The sequence below is a fragment of the Brevundimonas sp. ABV4_179 genome (assembly GCF_056311945.1).
In genome coordinates, this window is sequence record NZ_CM149976.1 from 2,642,807 (window position 1) to 2,664,799 (window position 21,993).

Here is a 21,993-nt window from a genome sequence, read left to right on the forward strand (position 1 = left end):
GAAGTTAAAGTTAACGGCGAACGGCGTGACGCGGGGTTTTCAGTAAAGCAGGAATGAATACTCGCCCGGTGATTCACAGCTCAAAAACCCGATTGCGAACGGCTCTGAGAACCTGACTGCGCCATTCAGCAGGCATTCAGCCGCCAGTGGCGAAGCTGGCGGTCATCAACGGGTCGATCCGGCGTCTTCGTCGGCCGCCCCAGAAATGGAGCACTTCTGATGAACCGCCTCACCAAGGCCGCCGTCGTCGCCCTCGCCCTGTCGACGACGGCCGTGCCGATGCTCGTTCAGGCCCAGGACCGCGACCGCCGCGAGTATCGCCAGGATCGACGCGACGACCGACGCGACTTCCGCCACGAGCGGCGCGATGATCGTCGCGACTGGCGCGACGGTCGATACGCGAATCGCGGCGATTACTGGCGCGACCGCCGTGATGACCGCAGGGACTATTGGGCCGAGCGTCGCGACGACCGCCGCGATTGGCGCGGCGACCGCTGGGATCGCAACAATCGCGACTGGTGGCGTGGCCGCGCCGACTTCCGCGGCTACAACGGTCCGCGCGCGGGCTACTGGTATGCGCCCAGCTACGGCTACTATCGGGTCGAACCGCGCTACTATGGCTACCGCTGGCGCACCGGCGGCTATCTGCCGTCGCAGTATCGGACCTACTATGTCCGCGATCCCTATGTTTATGGCCTCCGCGAAGCGCCGCGCGGCTATCGCTATGTTCACGCCGGCAACGACATCCTGATGATCGCGGTGGCCACCGGCCTGATCGCCAGCGTCATGTCCGGCGTCTATTGAGCCGGTTTGACGCGAGTATCGAGAAGCCCCGCGGTCGTCTGCGGGGCTTTTTTCTTGGCGGCCGCCAGCTGAAAACCATGTTCAGTCTGGGTTCATCGACAGGGCCGCATCGTCTGCCCAAGCCGCCGGAAAACCGGCGTGCAGGAACGCAAAGACCATGAAACGCCTTCTGATGGCTTTCACCGCCATCGCCGGCGTCGCCGGCCCCTTGGCCGCTCCACTTCAAGCCCTGGCGCAGGATGCGACGGAACAGCCCGCGCCGCGCCGTGAACGTCCAGATCGCCGCGCGGATCGCCCCGACCGGCCCGCGATAACTCGCGAGACGCAGCCCCGCTTCGAGCGGCCCGCGCGTCCCGAGGCTGGCGGTCCTCGCCCTGAACGGCCAGAGGGTGGTTGGAACCGGCCTGACCGGCCGAACGGCGGCCAACGGCCCGACCGACCGGAAGGCGGTTGGAACCGGCCCGACCGTCCGAACCCTGGCGGCACGCGACCAGAACGGCCCGAAGGCGGCTGGAACAGGCCTGACCGCCCCAACGGGGGCGGCACGCGTCCTTATCGCCCCGACGCCGGTGCGCCGCGCCCGGACCGGCCTACACCCGGCGGTCAACGCCCTGACCGGCCGGAAGGCGGCTGGAACAGACCGGACCGGCCCGGTCCTGGCGGACGCCCGGATCGTCCCGAAGGGGGATGGAACCGGCCAGATCGTCCGAACCCCGGCGGCCCGCGCCCTGGACGTCCAGATGGCGGTTGGAACCGCCCCGACCGGCCCGATGGCTGGAACCGGCCGGATCGCCCCCGCCCGGGCTGGAACAACGACCGCGACCGCGAACGTCTGCGCCGCGAGTTCCGTCAGCGGTTCGACGCCGAGCGTTGGCGGCGCGACTTCTATCGCGAACGTCGCGCCGACTGGTGGCGCAACGACAACCGATTCCGGGGCTATGACGGCTTCCGGTCGGGCTTCTACTTCGCGCCAGGCTGGGGCTACTACAGCGTGCCACGTTCCTATTGGGGACGGAGTTGGTCGGTGGGGCAATATCTGCCTGACGCCTTCTGGCGCTATCAGCTGCAGGACTGGCGGACTTATGGGCTGGGCTATCCGCCGCCCGGCACACGTTGGGTCTCGGTCGACAACACCCTGTATCTGATCGACGAATTCGACGGCTACATCATCGATGTCGTTCGCGACGCCTGGCGCTGGTGATCGCCAACCGGTCTTGCTGACTTGAGCCCGGCTGCCGGGCCTTTCATTAAGAAGGCCCCTATTGAAAAGCCCCCGCAGAGCGATCTGCGGGGGCCTTCGCCGTTCACGCGACCTTGGTCGTCACAGGCCCAGCTTGGCCTTCAGGATGTCGTTGACCGCCGCCGGATTGGCCTTGCCGCCTGTGGCCTTCATGACCTGCCCGACGAACCAGCCGATGGCCTGGGGCTTTTCGGCCACGGCCGCCGCCTTGTCGGGGTTGGCGGCGATGATCTCATCCACGGCCTTTTCGATGGCCCCGGTGTCGGTGACCTGTTTCAGGCCGTGCTTCTCGACCACGTCGGTCGGCGAGCCTTCGCCGTTCCAGACGTGGTCGAACACCTCCTTGGCGATCTTTGACGAGATGACGTTGGTCTCGATCAACTCCACCAGTTGCGCCACATGCGCCGCCGGCAGGGGGTTTTCGCTGAAGTCCTTGCCGTCGGCGGCCAGACGCGCCGAGACCTCGTTCGTCACCCAGTTCGACACCAGCTTGGCGTCGCGGCCCTTGGCCGCCGCCTCGAAATAATCGGCCTTGGCCTGCTCCGAGATCAACACGATGGCGTCATATTGCGACAGCCCATAGTCGGCCATCAGACGCTTGCGCTTGTCGTCCGGCAACTCGGGCAAGGACGCCTTGATCTCGGCGATCCAGGCCTCTTCCAGATCGAGCGGAAGCAGGTCGGGGTCGGGGAAGTAGCGATAATCCTGCGCCTCTTCCTTGGACCGCATCGAGCGCGTCTCGCCCTTGGTCGGATCGAACAGGCGCGTCTCCTGCGTGATCGAACCGCCGTCCTCCAGAATCTCGATCTGGCGGCGCGCCTCATACTGTATCGCTTGAGAAATGAAGCGGAAGCTATTGACGTTCTTGATCTCGCAGCGCGTACCCAGGTAGCTGAAATCGCCCCTGGCCTTGAACTTGTCGTAGTTGCCCGCACGGCAGACGGACACGTTCACGTCGGCGCGCAGATTGCCCTTCTCCATGTCCCCGTCGCAGGTGCCGAGGTAGATCAGGATGGTCCTGATCTTCTTCACATAGGCCACAGCCTCTTCCGGCGTGCGCAGGTCGGGACGCGACACGATCTCCATCAGCGCGGTTCCGGCCCGGTTCAGGTCCACATAGCTTTCGGTCGGCGACAGGTCGTGGATCAGTTTGCCCGCATCCTGCTCCAGGTGCAGCCGCTCGATTCCGACGTTGAAGAAGCTGCCGTCCTCGGCCTCCACCTCGACCAAGCCTTCACCCACGATGGGGTAATAGAGCTGGCTGATCTGATAGCCGGTCGGCAGGTCGGGATAGAAGTAGTTCTTGCGGTCGAACTGGCTGCGCCTGTTGATCTGGGCGCGAAGGCCCAGGCCCGTCTTCACCGCCTGTTCGACGCAGTGTTTGTTCAGCGTCGGCAGCATGCCGGGGAAGCCCGCGTCCACCAGCGACACCTGCTCGTTCGGTCCCGCGCCGAAGCCGACTGCGGCCCCGGAGAACAGCTTGGCCTTGGACGCCACCTGGGCGTGGATTTCCAGCCCCATGACGATTTCCCAATCGCCGGTGCGGCCCTTGATCGTTTTCGCGGTCGAAACAGTGTCGGTCATGCGCCCGTCCTAGCGCCCTCGTCGGCGGCGAGAAAGGGGGCTGTCTTGATGATGTCGCGAAAGGCGATCAACTTCCGCCTCTCAAAGGAGATTTCGATGACCAAGACCCTGTTCGCCGCCGCTGCGGCCTCTCTGCTCGCGGTTGGCGCCGCCTCGGCGCAGACGGAGCCCGCCCCTGCCCCCGCCCACGACCATCACGCCGTGGATCACCAGGCCGCCCATCCGACGATCGACAGCACCATCGAGGCGCTGGTCGCCGATCCGGCGACCAAGGCCGTGCTGGACAAGCATCTGCCCGGCATCGACCGTCACCCCGCCTACGCCCAGTTCAAGGGCATGACCCTGCGTCAGGTCGCGCCCTTCTCTCAGGGCAATATCACTGACGCCAAGATCGCGGCCATCGACACGGATCTGAAAGCCATCCCGGCCGCCTGATCCATTTTTCGCGCAAAGGAACAGAGGCGGCCGGTTCGCCCGGCCGCCCGCCGACGACCACCCTGGTCCCGTTCCGGCGCCATGTCGAAGATCGACACCAGAAAATCGCCGGACGGACGGACCGAAAGCAGGACATCGGCCCGCCCGCCGGAAGTTTCACTCGCCGTGGGAGTTGGCCGGCGGGCAAGGCACAGGATGGTCGATCCGAGGTCGACCATCCTTGATTCAGATCAGAAGAAGCCCAGCTTGTCGGGGCTGTAGCTGACCAGCAGGTTCTTGGTCTGCTGATAGTGGTCCAGCATCATCCGGTGGTTTTCACGCCCGATGCCCGACTTCTTGTAGCCGCCGAAGGCCGCGTGCGCCGGATACTGGTGATAGCAGTTGGTCCAGACCCGTCCGGCCTGAATGGCGCGGCCGGCGCGATAGGCGGTGTTCATGTCGCGCGACCACACCCCGGCGCCAAGGCCGTATTCGGTGTCGTTGGCGATAGCGATGGCTTCTTCCAGCGTCTTGAAGGTGGTCACAGCCAGAACGGGGCCGAAGATCTCCTCCTGGAAGATTCGCATGTTGTTCGTGCCCTTGAACACGGTCGGCTCGACGTAGAAACCGCCCGACAGATCGTCCTTCAGCACGGCCTGTTCGCCCCCGGTCAGAACCTCTGCGCCCTCGGCCTTGCCGATATCCAGATAGCTCAGGATCTTCTTCAACTGCTGGTCCGACGCCTGGGCGCCGACCTGGGTTGCGGGGTCGAGCGGATCGCCCTGTTTGATCGCCTTCACCCGGGCGATCGCCTTCTCGATGAAGGCGTCATAGATGTCCTCGTGCACCAGGGCCCGGCTGGGGCAGGTGCAGACCTCGCCCTGGTTCAGGGCGAACATGGCGAATCCTTCCAGCGCCTTGTCCAGGAAGGCGTCGTCGTGATCCATCACGTCCTTGAAGAAGATGTTCGGCGACTTGCCGCCCAGTTCCAGCGTCACCGGGATGATGTTCTGGGTGGCGTATTCCATGATCTTCTGACCAACGGCGGTCGAGCCGGTGAAGGCGATCTTGGCGATGCGCGGATTGGTGGCCAGAGGTTCCCCGACTTCGACGCCCGTGCCCGAAACGATGTTCAGCACGCCGGCCGGCAGCAGGTCCTGGATCAGTTCGACGACCAGCAGGATGGAGGCCGGGGTCTGTTCGGCCGGCTTCAGCACGATGCAGTTGCCCGCCGCCAGGGCCGGAGCGATCTTCCACGCCGCCATCAGGATCGGGAAGTTCCACGGAATGATCTGCCCCACCACGCCCAGCGGCTCGTGGAAATGATAGGCGACCGTGTTGTGGTCCAACTCCGAAATCCCGCCTTCCTGGGCGCGGATGCAGCCGGCGAAATAGCGGAAATGGTCGATGGCCAGGGGGATGTCGGCCGCCAGCGTCTCGCGCACCGGCTTGCCGTTGTCCCAGGTCTCGGCCTCCGCGACGGCCTGCAGATTCTGTTCGATCCGATCGGCGATGCGGTTCAGCAGCAGGGCGCGCTCCGCCACGCTGGTCTGGCCCCAGGCGTCCTTGGCGGCGTGGGCGGCGTCCAGCGCCTTTTCGACGTCCGCCGCGTCCGACCGGGCCACCTCGCACAGGACGCGGCCGTTCACCGGGGAGGTGTTCTCGAAATAGCGGCCGTTGACCGGTGGGACCCACTGTCCGCCGATGAAGTTGTCATAGCGCGCCTTGAACTTGGGGGTGGCGGCGCGACTGAATTCGGGCTTGGTCATGATGGCTTCCTGACGTGCTTCTCGGGCGTCGCTTATCGACGTCGTTGGGACCGGAAGCTCGTCCTAGGGGCGCGTGGGCGCCAGACCGGCCGTTCATGGTGCGCTGCAAACCTGTCGCAGGTTTGCGACAGTCGCGATCAGTGGGCGGCGCCGGCAAGGCCCAGCCGGTGCAGTTTGCGATGCAGGGTCGCCCGGCTAACGCCCAAACCTCGCGCCGCCGCCGACACATTGCCGTTGTTCAAAGCCAGGGCCCGCCGGACCGCTCCGCGCTCGGCCTCCAAAAGGTCCGCCTCGATGGAGCCGCCGCCCAGAACCTCCCAGGCCGCCAACTGCCCCGCGATCCGCTCGTCCGTGATCGACAGCGCCAGTCGCGCCGCACGGGTCGCCCCGATGACTAGGTCGTCGCGGTCCACGGCCAGCAGGGCCGCCGTATTACGTTCGGCCACGTCGCCGGCCAGGACGATCCGCGCCTCGGAAAAGGCCTTGCGGAAGGTCTGGGCCTCGATGGCGCGCGCCGCATCCGCCACGGCGGCGGTGATCAGCCCAAGCATGGCCTCGGTCTGATCCGCCCGGCAGGACGACACGTCCAGCGCCCCCGCCAGCCGCCCCAGATGATCGTAGATCGGATGGCTGGAACAGCTCAGCCCGGTGTTTCGCGCATGGAAATGCTGGTCGCGGTGGATGGTCACCGCCCTCTTTTCGGCCAGGGCCGTTCCGATGCCATTGGTGCCTTCTACCGCCTCGGACCAGACCGCGCCGGGCCACAGTCCCCAGCGATGGAAGGTGTCGTCGTCGCTGGCCATGCCGCGCCGCTCGACCGGCACGCCCGATGCATCGCACAGCAGAACACAACATCCCGCGTCGCCCACGGCCAGGAACAGCCTATCAAGCACGCCCTGCGCCGCCTGCGTCACCGGCTCCATCGCCTCGCGCGCGGCCCGCAGTTGGCCTTCGGTCAGGGTGACCACCTGGCCCCGACTTTCAGGATCCAGGCCATAAAGCGTCATCGACCGTCGCCACGACGCCGCCAGCGCCGACCGCGCGGGCCCTGCCCCATCGTCCAGCACCTGTTTGATCAGGCTGCGGTGGTCGTTTCCCGTTCGCTCGTCCATGGTTGGCTCCCAGGTCTTGCAACTGGAGCCATCAGACGCCCGCGGCCCGCGGGCGTCAATGCGACCATCCTACGCTGGACGGCCTACCACCAGCGGTCCGGCTTGGCGGTGAAGCCCGCCGCGCGTTCCAGCGCCGCGCCGACCTGGAACACCGTCGCCTCGTCCAGGGCCTTTCCGATGACCTGAAGGCCCAGCGGCAGACCGCCCGAATCCACCCCTGCCGGCACGGAAATGCCCGGCAGACCGGCCAGATTGGTCGTCACCGTGAAGACGTCGTTCAGATACATGGTCAGGGGGTCGATCTGCTTGTCGCCCAGGGCGAAGGCGGCCGACGGCGTCGACGGCGTCAGGATGGCGTCCACCTGACCCCAGACATTGTCGAAATCCTCGGCGATGCGGCGACGCACCTTCAACGCCTTGACGTAATAGGCGTCGTAGAAACCGGCCGACAGCACATAGGCGCCGATCGTCAGGCGACGCTGCACTTCCTTGCCAAAGCCCTCGGCGCGCGAGGTGGCGTACAGGTCGTCCAGCGACTTGAACTCCTCCGCGCGATGTCCGAACCGCATCCCGTCGTAACGGGCCAGGTTCGACGACGCCTCGGCAGGCGCGACGATATAGTAGGTCGGCAGGGCGTATTTGGTGTGCGGCAGGCTGATCTCGACGATCTCGCAACCGGCGTCCTTCAGCCAGGCCACGCCCTGATCCCACAGCGCCTGGATTTCCGCCGGCATCCCGTCCACGACATATTCGCGCGGCACGCCGATGCGCAGGCCCTTGACCGACTGGCCGACCGACTGGGTCCAGTCAGGCGTCGGGATATCCAGGCTGGTCGAATCCTTGGCGTCGAACGAGCACATGGATTGCAGCAGCAGGGCCGCGTCCTCGACCGTCTTGGTGATCGGTCCGGCCTGATCCAGCGAACTGGCGAACGCCACCATGCCGAAGCGGCTGGCGCGGCCATAGGTCGGCTTGATGCCGACCGTGCCGGTGAAGGCGGCGGGCTGGCGGATCGAGCCGCCGGTGTCCGATGCGGTGGCGGCCAGACACAGGTCGGCGGCGACCGCCGAGGCCGAACCGCCCGACGAACCGCCCGGCGTCAGCTCGGCGTTCGAGCCCGTCGATTTCCACGGGTTCTTCACCGGCCCGAAGGCCGAGGTTTCGTTGGAGGAGCCCATGGCGAACTCGTCCATGTTCAGCTTGCCCAGCATGACCGCCCCGTCGCGCCAGAGATTGGCGGTCACGGTCGATTCATAGGGCGGGACGAAGCCGCGCAGCATGTTGGAGCCTGCCGTCGTCTGCACGCCCTCGGTGCAGAACAGGTCCTTGATGCCCAGCGGCGCGCCTTCCAACACGCCGCCCTCGCCTGCCGCCAGACGGGTGTCGGACGCCTTGGCCATTTCCAGCGCCTTGTCCGCCGTCACCTCGACATAGGCGTTCAGCGTCGGGTTTGAGGCTTCGATATTGGTCAGGAAGGCTTGGGTGATTTCAGCCGAGGAGAATTCCTTGGCCTTCAGGCCGTCGACGGCCGCCTTCAGTGTCAGTTTGGTCAGGTCGCTCATGATCAGTCGACAACCTTGGGCACGACGAAGAAGCCGTCAGCCGACTTCGGAGCATTGGACAGGACGGCGTCGCGCTTGGCGCCGTCCGTGACGACATCGTTGCGCAGGCGCAGCGGCTGGGCCACGTTCGAGGTCATCGGCTCCACGCCTTCGACATCCACCTGATCCAACTGCTCGATCCAGTTCAGGATGCCGTTCAGCTCCTGCGCCAGCGGTTCCAGCCGGTCCTCGGGGGTCTTGATGCGGGCGAGATGCGCAACCTTGCGCACCGTCGCAGCGTCGATGGCCATGCGGCCCTCCAATACACGTCGATAAGGAATGTATCGGCGGGATAGCCTTCCGACCTCGGATTCACAAGGCGACGCCTTTGACTTCCGCCGGTTTGCGGCCTACCGCCCGGCCGTGCCCGTTCTCGACCTCCTCGACCTGCCCGCCGCCTGCCCGCCCGACACGCCGTGGATGGGGCTGGACCTGGGCGAGAAGACCATCGGCGTCGCCGTGTCGGACTCCACGCGCCTGATCGCCTCGCCGCTGGAGCTGATCCGCAAGTCCAAGTTCACCGTCGAGGCCGAACACCTGTTCAAGCTGATGAACCACCGCAAGGTCTCGGCCCTGGTCATCGGCCTGCCCGCCAACATGGATGGGACCGAAGGCCCCCGCGCCCAGTCCTGCCGCGCCTTCGCGCGCAATCTGGAGCGGCTGCGCCCCATCAATATCGCCTTCTGGGACGAGCGATTGTCCACCAGCGCCGTTGAACGCTTCCTGATTGAAGACCTGGACCTGAACCGCAAACGTCGCGCCCAGGTCGTCGACCGCACCGCCGCCGCCTGGATTCTGCAAGGGGCGCTGGATCGGGTGCGGGATCAGGCGACCTGGATTTGACAGCCCTGACCGCGGGCATCCTGCCCGTCTTTCTGATGATCGCCCTGGGCTACGGCCTGCGCAAATCGGGCTTCCTGCCCGACGAAGCCTGGCGGCCGATCGAGAAGCTGTCGATCAACATCTTCTATCCCAGCTTTTTGATCCCCGCGATCTGGCACGCCGATCTGGCGGGCGGCGGCGCGACGGTCGCAGGTTCTGCCGCCGTGGGCGCAACCCTGATCGTGGCGGCGGCGACGCTGGCGGCCAAGCCGCTGATCAAGCTGGACGGCCCCGCCTACACCAGCGTCTTTCAGGGCGTGATCCGCTGGAACAGCTTCGTCTTCGTGCCGGTGATCCAGTCGATCTATGGATCGGAAGGCACGGCCCTGGCCGCCGTGGCCATCGCCTTCATCATTCCGGTGACCAACATCGCCTGCGTCGCCGTGCTGGCGAAATGGGGCGCCTTGCACCGCGAACCGTCAGTTCTCGGTTTGCTGAAGTCGATGATCGCCAATCCGATCCTGCTGGCGTGTCTGATCGGTCTGGCGCTGAACGTCCTGCGCGCGCCGCTGATCCCCGGCCTGTCCGAGGTCATGAACCTGCTGGGCGCCGCCGCCTTGCCGCTGGGCCTGATCGTCGCTGGCGCAGGCCTGTCCTTCGCCGAGGTGAAACGCCGCCGCAAGACCATCGCCGCCGTCACCTTGGTCAAGCTGGGCGTCATGCCGCCGCTGATGTGGTTCATCGCCTGGGCGCTGGGCGGCGACAGTCTGGCGCAAGGCATCGCCCTGATTTGCGGGGCCGCGCCGGGCTCGGCGGCCTCTTATGTGCTGGCGCGTCAGATGGGCGGCGACGCGCCTCTGATCGCGGGTGTCATCGCCCTGACCACCGTGGGCAGCGCGGTCGTCATCCCCATCCTGCTGGCCCTGTTCCACTTCACCTGACTGGCTTTCAGGCCGAGTCGCGCCTATAGCCGCGTCTCGATGACCCAGCCCGCTCAAGTCACCGATCAGACCATCCGCGACCGGCTGATCCCGTTCCCGAAATCCCACTTCCTCGCGGCATCTGACCTCAATCCGTTCGTGACGCCGCAGTTGCTGGAGCTGGGCGACGCCTTCGTCGCCTTCAACCGCCAATCCTCCAAGGCGCTGGACGTGCTGCACGGTCGAACGGTGGTGAACCTGTTCTTCGAGAACTCGACCCGCACCTCATCCTCGTTCGAGATCGCGGCCAAGCGTCTGGGCGCCGATGTCGTCACCATGCCGGTCGCCTCGTCCTCGGTGAAGAAGGGCGAGACCCTGATCGACACGGCGGTCACGCTAAACGCCATGAAGCCCGACATTCTGGTCGTGCGCCATTCGGCCTCGGGGGCGGCTGAACTGCTCAGCCAGAAAGTCGGTTGCGCGGTGGTCAATGCCGGCGACGGCCGCCACGAACACCCGACCCAGGCCCTGCTGGACCTGTTGTCCCTGCACCGCGCCTTTGGCGATGTGACCAGTCTGACCGTCGCCATCTGCGGCGACATCACCCACAGCCGCGTGGCCCGCTCCAACGTCGCCCTGCTGCAGATGATGGGCGCGCGCGTCCGCCTGATCGGCCCGCCGACACTGGTGCCCGGCGACGCCGACCGCTGGGGCTGCGAGGTCTTCCACGACATGCGCGAGGGGCTTCAGGGCTGCGACGTGGTGATGATGCTGCGCCTGCAGCTGGAGCGGATGGCGGGGGCCCTGGTCCCCTCAACGCGCGAATATTTCCGTTTCTGGGGCCTGGACCGCGAGAAGCTGGCCTGGGCCAAGCCCGGCGCCAAGGTCATGCACCCCGGCCCGATGAACCGCGGCGTCGAGATCGATTCCGAGGTCGCCGACGACCTGAACGTTTCCCTGATCCAGGATCAGGTCGAGATGGGCGTCGCCGCCCGCATGGCCGTCCTCGCCTCCCTCTCCGCCCGTTGGGGAGACGCCCGATGACCACTCTGGCAATCGTCAACGCCCGTCTTCTGGACCCCGCCAGCGACTATGACGGTCTGGGTTCGGTCCTGATCGAGGACGGACGCATGGTCCGCGTCGTTCACGGCGCCGCGCCTGATCTGGCCGCCGATCAGATCATCGACGCTGATGGCCTGTGCCTGTCGCCCGGCCTGATCGACATCCGCGTCAAGACCGGCGAACCCGGCGCCGAGCCCAAGGAGACGTTGAAGTCCGCCAGCTTGGCCGCCGCCGCCGGGGGCGTGACGACCATCGTCGTCCAACCCGACACCGACCCCGCCATCGACGATCCGGCGGTGATCGACTTCATCCAGCGTCGCGGCGCGGCCCTCAACCTGGTCAATGTCCGCGCAGCCGGCGCCGCCACCAAGGGGCTGGACGGCCAACGCATGGCCGAGATCGGCCTGATGGACGAGGCGGGCGCCCTCTATTTCACCGATGTGGACAAGGTCGTCGTCAACAGCCGCACCCTGCAACGTGTTATGAGCTACGCCGCCGCCTTCAACGCCCTGATCGCCTGCCGCCCGGCCGATCCCTGGCTGACCGAAGGCGCCGTCGCCGCCTCCGGCGAACTGGCCACGCGCCTGGGCCTGTCAGGCAGCCCGGCCATCGCCGAGCGCATCGGTCTGGAACGCGATCTGGCCCTGGTCGAGCAGACCGGCGCCCGTTTCCTCGTTGACCAGATCTCGACCGAAGGCGCGCTGGAGACGCTGGCCCGTGCCCGCGCCAAGGGGCTGGAGGTCGCCGTCAGCGTCTCGATCAACCACCTGTGCTTCAACGAGGTGGACATCGGCGACTATCGCACCTTCTATCGCATCGACCCACCGCTGCGTTCAGAGGCTGATCGTCAGGCCCTGATCGAGGCCGTGCGCGAAGGCCTGATCGACGTCATCACCTCGGCTCACGCCCCCGCCCCGGCCGAGGACAAGCGCCGCCCGTTCGCCGAGGCCGCGCCTGGCGCCATCGGGCTTGAGACCCTGCTGCCCGCCGCCCTGACCCTGCATCACGAGGACGGTCTGGAACTGCTGGACGTCCTGCGTCCCCTGACCCAGGGTCCCGCCGCCCTGCTGGGTCTCGACGCGGGCGTCCTGGCTGAGGGCGCGCCCGCCGACCTGATCCTGTTCGACCCCGGCGCGCCGGTCATCATTGACGCCGACGCCCTGCACTCCAAATCCAAGAACTCGCCGTTCGATGGTCGCCGGTTACAGGGCAAGGTCGTCGGAACTTGGGTGGCGGGGCGCAAGGTTCACTGACGCTCCGGCTTTCCGCCACATTCCGCCCTGAGGCTCGACGAAAGTGAGGCTTGGGAGGAGTGGGGCATGACTCTCTGGAAATGCGGCGCGGGCCTTGGGCTGGTTTTTGTCGCCGGCGCCGTGATGGGCTGTTCGCAACCGGCGGACGCCCAGTCCTCGCCGGCGCCGGGCGCCACCGAAGGCGCGCCTTACGTTTTGGCCGGCACCCAAGTCTGGACCGTACCCGACCCCGTTTCGGGCCGTGACTATCAGGTTTTTGTCAGCCTGCCCGCCAGTTATCAGGCCAATCCCCAACGCCGCTACCCGGTCCTCTATGCGACCGACGCCGACTACGCCTTCCCGATCATCCGCCAGATCGCCCGGCGGGTGAACCTGGATGGCCCGGTGATCGAAGAGTTCATCCTGGTCGGCCTGTCCTATTCAGGTGGCGACAGCGGCACCGTCAGCCGCAACCGCGACTACACGCCGACGCCAAACGGCCCCAGCAGGGCGAGTTCAACACCCCATGGCGGCGGCCCCGCCTATCAAGCCTATCTGAAGACCCAGGCCCTGCCCTTCGTCGAGAACCGTTTCCGCGCCGATCCTGCCCGCCGCGTGTTCCTAGGCCATTCCTACGGCGGTCTGCTGGGCGCGCAAATCCTGTTCACCGATCCCGGTCTGTTCCAAGCCTACATATTAGGCAGCCCGTCCTTCTGGTACGACAAGCGCCACATCATGGGGATGGAGGCGAACTACGCCCGCACCCACCGCGACCTGCCCGCCGACGTCTTCATGTATATCGGCGGCTGGGAGGTTCCCAGACCCGACCGCCGCAACACCTCTGGCGCGGATATGGTGGGCGACGTTCACGCAATGGAGCGCACGCTGCAATCGCGCAGCTATCCGCATCTGACCGTCCGATCCGTCGTCCTGCAGGACGAGGACCATCTGACCGTCGCTCCGGTCGGGTTCACGCGCGCGCTCACGGCGGTGCTGCCGGCCCGTCCCTGACGTCGGGCTAGGCGGTCAGCATCCGCTTCACCACCGCCTTGAACGGCGTGGTCGACTGACTGGCGCGCAGCATCGCGCCTCTCGCCAGTCGGGCCGGCGGGGCTTCCTGGGTGAACAGGCGCGCAAGGGCGTTCGTGCACCGATAAAGCGGCCAGCTGGCGAGGCGATGTTCATGCTGATAGCGCGCCAGCAGACGTCCCGAACCGATGTCCGAGCGTCGCGCCTCCCGCACCACCCTGGCCAGAGTCTCCTGCCCGCGCAGACCCAGGTTGAAGCCATGGGCGGTGACCGGATGCATTCCCACCGCTGCATCGCCGATCAGGGCGAAGCCGTCGCCCGCGAACCGATGGCTCCAGGTCGTGGCCAGCGGATAGGCGTGGCGCCCACCGACCAACTCCAACCCGGTCAGCCGCCCCTTCAATCGCCGCTCCATGGACGACGAAAAGGCCTCGGGCGATTGCGCCATCAGGTCGGCGATGGCGGGGGCCGCCAGGGTCATCACCACCGAGGACACCCGTTGCTGAGCATCCGAAACGGGCAACAGGGCGATAGTCTGGCCGTGGTCGAACCATTCGGTCGCCACATGACCGTGCGCCTGATCGTGCCGCATCCGGCAGACCATCATCGAACGACCCAGCCGATTGATCTCGGCCCCCACGCCCAGTTGGTCACGCATGAAGGAGAGGCGCGAATCCGCCGCCACGATCAGTTCGGCCCAGATCGTCGCGCCGTCGTCCAGCGTCAGCCGTCCGCGCGGTCTGTGAGGCTCGATCCGACAGTCGGCCACCCGCCGTCCGGCCATCAGATCAACGCCTGCCTGACCCTCGACGACCTCGAAAAGGGCGCGCCGGATCAGATGATTGGGAATCAGTACACCCAGCCGGTCCGCATTCACGCCGCCGAAGGTCAGGGCGAAGGGCGAGCCGCCGTCCAGCACCCTCGCCTGACGCAGGTCCGAGATGTCATCGGCCGGTATCCGGTCCCAGACGCCCATCGTCTTCAGCAGGCGCATAGAATGGTGCGTCAACGCGATCTCGCGCCCGTCGAACGCGGGATCGCGCAGGCTCGCCTCGGTCTGCCCCTCGATCAGGGCGACGGACAGCCCGGCTCCCGCCAGCGAACGGACGAAGGCCAAGCCTGCCGGCCCGGCCCCGACCACGGCGATATCGAACGTCAGATCCTGGTTCATCGGCGCGCTCCTGCCTGATCGCAACGCCAGCGCCCTTGATGCAGCGCAAACCTGGGCGAGGTCAGCGCGGACGCGGACAGGTGGCGGCCTTGGCCACCTCGGCGCCCAGCACCGACTTGACCGCCAGCGGCGTGTCGGTGGCGATCACCGTCACGCCCTGGCCCACCAGATCGCGATATTCCGACACGTCGCCGTCGGCGGCATAGCGGTCGTCGCGCCGAACACCCTCGGCGCCCAGGGTGCCAAACTGAACCTCGACACCGGCTTCCCGGAGGGCGCGCCACAGCGCCGGACGTTCCTCGCGCGTGCCGGTCCAGGCCAGGATTTGCGGCGCGTTCAACCCGCGCAGGTTCGCCACGCTGCCCAAGCCCGCCGAAATCATCATCTCCGGCGCCATGGCCGCCACCGCCCGCGCATCGGCGTCGTTGTAGGTGATCAGGATGACCCGGTTCGCCGCACCGGACCGCCGCACCTGGTCGATCACCGCTCGCGCCAGATCGACGGTCGTACCGCCCTCTGCGGGTTTCAGGTCGATGCTGGCGATGGCGCCCACGCGACCGGCGGCGTCCAGCGCCTCGCCCAGTGTCGGCGGCGCGGCGCGGGTCAGGGCGCCGTTCGACCCCTTTAGCCTGGCCCGCTTCACCTGGGCCAGGGTCAGGTCCGCGACCCGTCCGCGCCCGGTGGTGGTCCGCTCCATCGTCTCGTCGTGCATCAGCACCAGATGACCGTCGCGCGTCAGAACCGCGTCCAGCTCAAGGATCGCATTGGGGATGGCCCGTCCCGTCGCCTCGATGGCGGCGATGGAGTTTTCCGGCTGGTCCGGCGCCGAGACCGCCCGGTGCGCCGAGATCGCCACGCCGCCCTCTCGCACACAGTCGAAATAGGCGGCCATGGCTGGTCCACCGGCGGGCGTCGGCGCGCCAGGCGCCGGCGCGCCGACGCAGGCGGCCGTGGACATCAGCAGGGCGACGGCGGCGGCAGTCGAGATTTGGCGCATCGAACTCTCCGGCAGGGCGGGCGGACCAGACGCTGCGCAGATCGCCAGGTCAAGAGGTCGGATCGCCCTTGCTCCGCGCCGTGCGCCGACGCATTTTGCCGCAACGACACGCGGGGAGCGAATCAAAGTGCAGGATCTGGCGGGCCCAGCGGTGGGAACCTTGGCGCTGGTCGCCCTGGGCGGCTATCTGCTCGGCTCCATTCCGTTCGGCGTGGTCATCACCCGCGCGGCGGGCGCCGGCGACGTGCGCAACATCGGTTCCGGCAACATCGGCGCGACGAACGTGCTGCGCACCGGCCGCAAGGACCTGGCCCTGGCCACCTTGCTGCTGGACGCCGGCAAGGGCGCCGCAGCCCTTCTGATCGCACGGCATCTGTTCGGCAGCGAACTGGCCGGCGCCATCGCCGGCGGCGCGGCCTTCCTGGGCCATCTGTTCCCTGTCTGGCTGGGGTTCAAGGGGGGCAAGGGCGTGGCGACCTTCTACGGCCTGCTGCTGGCCGCCGCCTGGCCTCTGGGCCTGATGGCCGGGGCCGTCTGGCTGCTGTCGGCCTTCCTGTTCCGCTACTCGTCGCTGGCCGCCCTGATCTCCTCGGCGGCGGCGCCGTTGCTGGCGCTTCTGCCCTTGGCGGCGGTGGGCCTGCCGGTCGGAAGGCCGATCCTGATCCTGACCGTTTTCGCCGCCGTTCTGATTTGGGTGCGCCACCACCAGAACATCGCCCGGCTGCTCAAGGGCGAGGAGCCGCGCATCGGGGCCAAGAAGGCGTGAGCCTGACCCCGGCCGAACGATTCGCCCGGTTGCGGCTGGCCCGCACCGATCGCATCGGCCCTGTCGCCTTCACTCAGCTCGTGGGACGCTACGGCTCGGCCATCGCCGCGCTGGACGCCCTGCCCGGCCTGGTCCGCAAGTCCGGCGCCGCCTCCACGCCCCCGCCGGTCCAGGCGGTCGAGCGCGAACTGGCTGCTGGCGAGGCTATCGGCGCGCGGCTGCTGGTGCTGGGCGACGCCGACTATCCCGAAATGCTGGCCGCGCTCGACCCGCCGCCGCCGATCCTGTGGACGCGCGGCGACGCCGGACTGCTGAACCGCCCCTGCGTCGCCATCGTCGGCGCCCGCATCGCCTCGGCGGGCGGCCAGCGGATCGCGCGCGGTCTGGCCCAGCAGTTGGGTCAGGCTGGCCATGTCGTCGTGTCCGGCATGGCGCGCGGCATCGACGCCGCCGCCCACGAAGGCAGTTTGTCGAGTGGGACCGTCGCGGTCCTGGGCGGCGGGGTGAACGATATCTATCCGTCGGAGCACGCCGACCTCTACGCCCGCCTGACAGAGCGCGGCTGCATCGTGTCCGAAAGCCCCATTGGCGCCCGCGCTCAGGCCCGCGACTTTCCACGTCGAAACCGCATCATCTCGGGCCTGTCGAGGGGCGTGGTGGTGGTCGAGGCCGAGATTCGCTCCGGTTCCCTGATCACCGCGCGCCTTGCCGCCGAACAGGGCCGCGATGTCTTCGCCGTGCCCGGCTCGCCGCTGGATCCCCGCGCGCGCGGCCCGAACGAACTGCTGCGTCAGGGCGCAATCCTGTGCGAGGGCATAGAGGACATCGAGCGCGCGTTCGACACCCTGCGCACCCTGCGCGAACCGCCGTCCGAGCCTTTGCGTTACGATGACGAACTGGATCAGGCGTTCCTGGAGCGAGTAGCCGGCCTGCTTTCACCGACACCCACGCCTCGCGACGAGATCGCGCGCGCCCTGAACGCCCCGGCCGCCCAGGTCGCCGCCGCCCTTCTGGAACTCAGTCTGGTCGGCCGCGCCGAACTGCTCCCGGGCGGCTTGGCGTCGAGTTAGAGTCTGTCTATCCGGGCGGCAGCGCCGCCGCGCCGGCTGCATCCTCCAGCAACCCCGCCAGGCGGCCGTCGCCTTCCTCTCGCGCCATCCGCGCCATTTCCAGCGCCATGGCCCCGATGTATTCGCGCGTCGGAAAGACCCCCGCCTCAATGTCGTTCTGATCGTCGGGCGAGGTCGCCGGATCCTTCACGCTAGCCATGATCGCCTCCGTTGTGACGACTACAATCTAACCGCGCTTATGCAGAATACAACTATCTAAGGCTGTAAGGCGACGGGTGCGATTGACACACGGCTCCGCTCCAACCACGTTCGCGCCCCTTCCCGAGACCGGACCGATATGAACCTCGTCATCGTCGAGAGCCCCGCAAAGGCCAAGACCATCAACAAATACCTGGGCTCGGACTATGAGGTCCTGGCTTCGTACGGTCACGTGCGCGACCTGCCGTCCAAGGACGGCTCGGTCCTGCCCGACGACGACTTCTCTATGCATTGGGAGGCCGACGCCAAGGGCGCCAAACGCCTGTCCGAAATCGCAGAGGCCGCCAAGCGCGCCGACCGCGTCATCCTGGCGACCGACCCCGACCGCGAAGGGGAAGCGATCAGCTGGCACGTTCTGGAAGTCCTGAACAAGAAGAAGGCGCTGAAGGACACGCACGTCGAGCGGGTCACCTTCAACGCCATCACCAAGTCCGCCGTGCTGGAGGCCATGGCCAATCCGCGTCAGTTGGATATGGAGCTGGTCGAGGCCTATCTGGCCCGGCGCGCGCTGGACTATCTGGTGGGCTTCACGCTGTCGCCCGTCCTGTGGCGCAAGCTGCCGGGCGCCCGTTCAGCCGGGCGGGTGCAATCCGTCGCCCTTCGCATCGTCGTCGATCGCGAAATGGAGATCGAGAAGTTCAAGCCTCAGGAATACTGGTCCATCGAGGCCGACCTGAACGCCGACAGCCCGCCCTTCACCGCCCGACTGGTCAAACATGCCGGCAAGCGCGTGCAGCGTCTGGACATCAAGGACGAGGCGACCGCCAGCGCCGCGCGCGCCGCCATCCTGGCCGGCGACTTCACCATCAACTCGGTCGAGAAGAAGCCGGTTCGCCGCAATCCTTCGCCGCCCTTCACCACCTCGACCCTGCAGCAGGAAGCCTCGCGCAAGCTGGGCTTCACCGCCCAGCGCACCATGCAGGCGGCGCAGAAACTGTATGAGGGCGTCGACGAGACCGGCGGCCTGATCACCTATATGCGGACCGACGGCGTGTCGGTCAGCCCGGAAGGTCTGGCTCAGGCGCGCGAGGTGATCGGCAAGGAATACGGGCCCGCCTATGTCCCGGCCGAGCCGCGCTTCTACAAGGTCAAGGCCAAGAACGCCCAAGAGGCGCACGAGGCGATCCGGCCGACCAATATCGCCCGCCACCCCGATTCCGTGCGTCTCGATTCGGATCTTCAGCGTCTCTACGAACTGATCTGGAAGCGGATGGTCGCCTCGCAGATGGAGGCCGCGCGCCTGGACCGCACCACGGTCGAGATCGAGACGCCCGACGGCCAGACCGGCCTGCGCGCCACCGGCCAGGTGGTCACCTTCGACGGCTTCCTGGCCGTCTATGAGGAAGGCCGCGACGAGAAGCAGAAGGGCGCGGAGGGCGACGAGGGCGAGGACGACACCAGCCGCCTGCCCGCCCTCAAGGAAGGCGCCAAGGCCAAGGTCGACGCCATCCGCACCGACCAGCATTTCACCGAACCGCCCCCGCGCTATTCGGAAGCCACCCTGGTCAAGAAGCTGGAAGAACTGGGCATCGGCCGCCCGTCGACCTACGCCTCGACCCTGTCGACCCTGCGCGACCGCGAATATGTCCGGGTCGACAAGAACCGCTTCTATCCCGAGGACAAGGGACGGCTGGTCACGGCCTTCCTGGAGCAATTCTTTAAGAAGTGGGTCGAGTACGACTTCACCGCCGCGCTGGAGACCCAGTTGGACGAGGTGTCCGCCGGCGAACTGAACTGGAAGGTGCTGCTGCGCCAGTTCTGGCAGGACTTCCACGCCGCCACCCAGGCCGCCGGCGAACTGCGCACCACTGCGATTCTGGACGCTTTGAACGAAAGCCTGGGCGCCCACATCTTCCCGGACAAGGGCGACGGCTCCGACCCGCGCGAATGCCCCCTGTGCCATGAAGGCCAGCTAAGCCTGAAGACCAGTCGGTTCGGCGCCTTCATCGGCTGCTCGCGCTATCCCGACTGCAAATACACCCGCCCCGTCGCCAGTCCCTCGGCCGAAGATGGCTCGGCCGAAAGCGGCGATCGCGAACTGGGCCTCGATCCGGCGACCGGGCAGCCCGTGCAGCTGAAGATCGGCCGCTTCGGACCCTATGTCGAAATCACGCCGCCGGATGGCGAGAAGCCGAAACGCTCGTCCCTTCCCAAGGGCTGGTCGCCCGCCTCGCTTGATCTGGACCGGGCGCTGCGCCTTCTGGCCCTGCCGCGCGAGGTCGGGGTCCACCCCGAAGACGGCAAGATGATCACGGCGGGCCTGGGACGTTACGGTCCCTTCGTCCTGCACGCCGGGACCTACGCCAATGTCTCGGACATCGACGAGGTGTTCGAGGTGGGGCTGAACCGCGCCGTCGCCCTGCTGGCTGAAAAGCGCGCCGGTCGTCCCGGACGCGGCGCCGCCGCAGCGCCGCTGAAGGACCTGGGCGCCCACCCGGAAACGGGCGAGCCGATCCACGTCATGGCCGGCCGCTTCGGCCCGTACGTCAAGTCGGGCAAGATCAACGCCACCCTGCCCAAAGGCACGGCGCCCGAAGACCTGACCCTGGAAGACGCCCTGCCCCTGCTTGCCGCCAAGGCCGGCGCCGCGCCCAAGAAGAAGGCGCCCGCCAAGAAGGCCGCCGCGCCGAAAAAGGCCGCTGGCAAGAAACCGGCGGCCAAGAAGGCTCCGGCGAAGAAGGCTGGAAAGTCCAAGACCGAGGACTGATCCGTGGTCGCCTTTCCGTCACGCCGCGACGGAAAGGCGCGTTCGGCGCTGCTGCGTCAAAGCGGGTCGTGATTCCCCGCCTTAACCCTTTCGGCCCGCTCCGCCCGGCGCGCGGTGATCCAGGCGATCACCCCGGCCAGCGCCAGGACGAGGGCCGAGATGTAGAAGCTCAGGCCCGGGCCGTGGACGACGGCGTCGATGATGCCCAGGCCATGCCGGTCCAGCCAAGTCGTCAGGGGCGCGAACCCGCCGCCGACCGACAGCGAATAGATCCAGCCGAAGAACAGCGGCGAGGCGACGCCGGCGATGGAGGCCACGCTCATGGTCGCGCCCTGAAGTTGGCCCTGTTCGCTCTCGGACACCTGTCGGGTCATCAGCGACTGCAGCGTCGGCATGGCCAGCCCCCAAAGCGCGTTCGGCAGCATGGCGGCGACGAACATCCATCCCGTCGGCGCCCAGCCCATCAGGGCGATGCCGACCGTGCCCCCGACCAGCCCCAGCAGCATGGTCTTGCGATCCCCCAGCGCCTTGGTCACCGGCCCGACGACCAGTCCCTGCATCCCCATGTCCAGCGCCCCGACCATGGCCAGCAGCAGCCCCACCTCGCGCGGTCCCCAGCCATAGCGGTACTGGGCGTAGAGGACGAAGACCGCCGAAAAGACGTGGTGGGCGAAGTGCAGCAGGAAGGTCACGCCGGCCAGCCCCGTCAGCTCCGGGTGACGACCCAAAAGCACCATCGCCCCGACGGGGTTGGCGCGCCGCCAGCTGAACCTCATCCGCTTCTCGACCGCCAAACTCTCGGGCAGGATGATCAGGCCGTAGAGGAAGGCGATCCCGGACATCAGGGCCGCGGCCCAGAAGGGCGCGCGCGGGCTGATCTCGCCCAGGAAACCGCCGATCACGGGACCCAGCACGAAGCCCCCGGAAAAGGCCGCGCCGATCAAACCGTAAGCCTTGGCGCGCCCTTCGACCGGGGTGACGTCAGCCATATAGGCGTAGATCGTCGTGAAGCTGGACGATGTGACGCCCGCCACGATCCGCCCCACCGCCAGCCACCACAGGTTCGGCGCCACCGCCATCAACACATAGTCGATGGCCAGCCCCGCGCAGCTCAGCAGAATCACCGGCCGTCGCCCGTACTGGTCCGACAGCGACCCGATGATCGGCGAGGCGACGAACTGCATCCCCGCCCACAGCGCCACGAACACGCCGTTGATCACGCCCGCCTGGGCGTTGGAGCCGACGAAATCCTCGATCAGCTGGGGCAACACCGGGATGATGATGCCCATGGCGACGATATCGAGCACCGCCGTCACGAAGATGAAGCCGATGGCCGCCTTCAAGCGTCTGTCTGAAATCGCGGTCATGGGCAGGTCTCGGCTATTTGGTCAGGCTCAATACGCGCGCTGTCGTGGTTCGCACAGCGCCGAATGGG

The 21,993-nt window shown here is 67.2% G+C and carries 20 protein-coding genes; 11 read left to right on the forward strand and 9 right to left on the reverse strand.

Features of this window, described 5'->3' with window-relative positions:
* The first annotated feature begins 219 nt into the window (after positions 1-219).
* Positions 220-804, forward strand: coding sequence for an RcnB family protein (locus ACYX4P_RS12845; protein WP_248116991.1), 585 nt, complete (start codon positions 220-222; stop codon positions 802-804).
* A 157-nt stretch (positions 805-961) separates the two neighbouring features.
* Positions 962-2,005: an RcnB family protein gene (locus tag ACYX4P_RS12850; protein WP_248116993.1), complete on the forward strand. Its 1,044-nt coding sequence runs from the start codon at positions 962-964 to the stop codon at positions 2,003-2,005.
* A gap of 120 nt (positions 2,006-2,125) precedes the next feature.
* On the opposite strand, the gene gatB is transcribed toward ACYX4P_RS12850, so the two are convergent.
* Positions 2,126-3,628: an Asp-tRNA(Asn)/Glu-tRNA(Gln) amidotransferase subunit GatB gene (gatB, locus tag ACYX4P_RS12855; RefSeq protein ID WP_248116995.1), complete on the reverse strand. Its 1,503-nt coding sequence runs from the start codon at positions 3,626-3,628 to the stop codon at positions 2,126-2,128.
* A gap of 96 nt (positions 3,629-3,724) precedes the next feature.
* Here gatB and ACYX4P_RS12860 point away from each other — a divergent pair, with 96 nt between their 5' ends.
* Complete coding sequence (locus tag ACYX4P_RS12860) at positions 3,725-4,063, forward strand: hypothetical protein (protein WP_248116997.1); 339 nt, start codon at positions 3,725-3,727, stop codon at positions 4,061-4,063.
* A gap of 230 nt (positions 4,064-4,293) precedes the next feature.
* On the opposite strand, the gene exaC is transcribed toward ACYX4P_RS12860, so the two are convergent.
* The 4 genes from exaC to gatC form a co-directional block, all read right to left on the reverse strand.
* Positions 4,294-5,811 (reverse strand): acetaldehyde dehydrogenase ExaC, encoded by a 1,518-nt coding sequence (exaC, locus tag ACYX4P_RS12865; protein ID WP_292046454.1) that lies wholly within the window; start codon positions 5,809-5,811, stop codon positions 4,294-4,296.
* A 137-nt stretch (positions 5,812-5,948) separates the two neighbouring features.
* Positions 5,949-6,923, reverse strand: a complete 975-nt coding sequence (locus tag ACYX4P_RS12870; protein ID WP_248117001.1) for a GAF domain-containing protein — start codon at positions 6,921-6,923, stop codon at positions 5,949-5,951.
* An 83-nt stretch (positions 6,924-7,006) separates the two neighbouring features.
* Positions 7,007-8,485, reverse strand: a complete 1,479-nt coding sequence (gene gatA, locus ACYX4P_RS12875; RefSeq protein ID WP_248117003.1) for an Asp-tRNA(Asn)/Glu-tRNA(Gln) amidotransferase subunit GatA — start codon at positions 8,483-8,485, stop codon at positions 7,007-7,009.
* 2 nt (positions 8,486-8,487) lie between these two features.
* Positions 8,488-8,775 carry an Asp-tRNA(Asn)/Glu-tRNA(Gln) amidotransferase subunit GatC gene (gene gatC, locus ACYX4P_RS12880; RefSeq protein WP_248117005.1) on the reverse strand — a complete coding sequence of 96 codons (288 nt, stop codon included), beginning with the start codon at positions 8,773-8,775 and terminating at the stop codon, positions 8,488-8,490.
* Positions 8,776-8,887: 112 nt separating this feature from the next.
* On the opposite strand from gatC, the gene ruvX reads away from it, so the two are divergent.
* From ruvX to ACYX4P_RS12905, 5 genes are all read left to right on the forward strand, one after another.
* A complete protein-coding gene (gene ruvX, locus ACYX4P_RS12885; protein WP_248117007.1) occupies positions 8,888-9,367 on the forward strand; it encodes a Holliday junction resolvase RuvX in 480 nt (159 codons plus the stop codon).
* Positions 9,364-10,287: an AEC family transporter gene (locus ACYX4P_RS12890; RefSeq protein ID WP_248117009.1), complete on the forward strand. Its 924-nt coding sequence runs from the start codon at positions 9,364-9,366 to the stop codon at positions 10,285-10,287. The genes ruvX and ACYX4P_RS12890 overlap by 4 nt, the downstream gene beginning before the upstream one ends.
* A 39-nt stretch (positions 10,288-10,326) precedes the next feature.
* Positions 10,327-11,310: an aspartate carbamoyltransferase catalytic subunit gene (locus tag ACYX4P_RS12895; RefSeq protein WP_248117011.1), complete on the forward strand. Its 984-nt coding sequence runs from the start codon at positions 10,327-10,329 to the stop codon at positions 11,308-11,310.
* The gene (gene pyrC, locus ACYX4P_RS12900) at positions 11,307-12,581 is read left to right on the forward strand and encodes a dihydroorotase (RefSeq protein WP_248117013.1); all 1,275 of its coding nucleotides are present in this window, start codon (positions 11,307-11,309) and stop codon (positions 12,579-12,581) included. The genes ACYX4P_RS12895 and pyrC overlap by 4 nt, the downstream gene beginning before the upstream one ends.
* 66 nt (positions 12,582-12,647) lie before the next feature.
* Positions 12,648-13,571, forward strand: a complete 924-nt coding sequence (locus tag ACYX4P_RS12905) for an alpha/beta hydrolase (protein WP_248117015.1) — start codon at positions 12,648-12,650, stop codon at positions 13,569-13,571.
* 7 nt (positions 13,572-13,578) lie between these two features.
* Here ACYX4P_RS12905 and ubiM read toward each other — a convergent pair whose 3' ends face one another.
* Together ubiM and ACYX4P_RS12915 are read right to left on the reverse strand one after the other, a co-directional pair.
* On the reverse strand, positions 13,579-14,760 hold the full coding sequence (gene ubiM, locus ACYX4P_RS12910) for a 5-demethoxyubiquinol-8 5-hydroxylase UbiM (protein WP_248117017.1): 1,182 nt from the start codon (positions 14,758-14,760) through the stop codon (positions 13,579-13,581).
* 61 nt (positions 14,761-14,821) lie between these two features.
* Entirely contained in the window at positions 14,822-15,757 is a 936-nt protein-coding gene (locus ACYX4P_RS12915; protein WP_248117020.1) for a glycerophosphodiester phosphodiesterase family protein, read from the reverse strand.
* 127 nt (positions 15,758-15,884) lie between these two features.
* Here ACYX4P_RS12915 and plsY point away from each other — a divergent pair, with 127 nt between their 5' ends.
* Both plsY and dprA read left to right on the forward strand, forming a co-directional pair.
* On the forward strand, positions 15,885-16,523 hold the full coding sequence (gene plsY / locus ACYX4P_RS12920) for a glycerol-3-phosphate 1-O-acyltransferase PlsY (RefSeq protein ID WP_248117022.1): 639 nt from the start codon (positions 15,885-15,887) through the stop codon (positions 16,521-16,523).
* The gene (gene dprA, locus ACYX4P_RS12925; RefSeq protein ID WP_248117024.1) at positions 16,520-17,593 is read left to right on the forward strand and encodes a DNA-processing protein DprA; all 1,074 of its coding nucleotides are present in this window, start codon (positions 16,520-16,522) and stop codon (positions 17,591-17,593) included. Before plsY ends, dprA begins: the two co-directional genes overlap by 4 nt.
* Positions 17,594-17,600: 7 nt before the next feature.
* On the opposite strand, the gene ACYX4P_RS12930 is transcribed toward dprA, so the two are convergent.
* Positions 17,601-17,792, reverse strand: a complete 192-nt coding sequence (locus tag ACYX4P_RS12930) for a hypothetical protein (RefSeq protein ID WP_248117026.1) — start codon at positions 17,790-17,792, stop codon at positions 17,601-17,603.
* Between the two features lie 138 nt (positions 17,793-17,930).
* On the opposite strand from ACYX4P_RS12930, the gene topA reads away from it, so the two are divergent.
* Entirely contained in the window at positions 17,931-20,558 is a 2,628-nt protein-coding gene (gene topA / locus ACYX4P_RS12935; RefSeq protein ID WP_248117028.1) for a type I DNA topoisomerase, read from the forward strand.
* 56 nt (positions 20,559-20,614) lie between these two features.
* Here topA and ACYX4P_RS12940 read toward each other — a convergent pair whose 3' ends face one another.
* Positions 20,615-21,925 carry a TCR/Tet family MFS transporter gene (locus tag ACYX4P_RS12940; RefSeq protein WP_248117030.1) on the reverse strand — a complete coding sequence of 437 codons (1,311 nt, stop codon included), beginning with the start codon at positions 21,923-21,925 and terminating at the stop codon, positions 20,615-20,617.
* Positions 21,926-21,993: the final 68 nt, after the last annotated feature.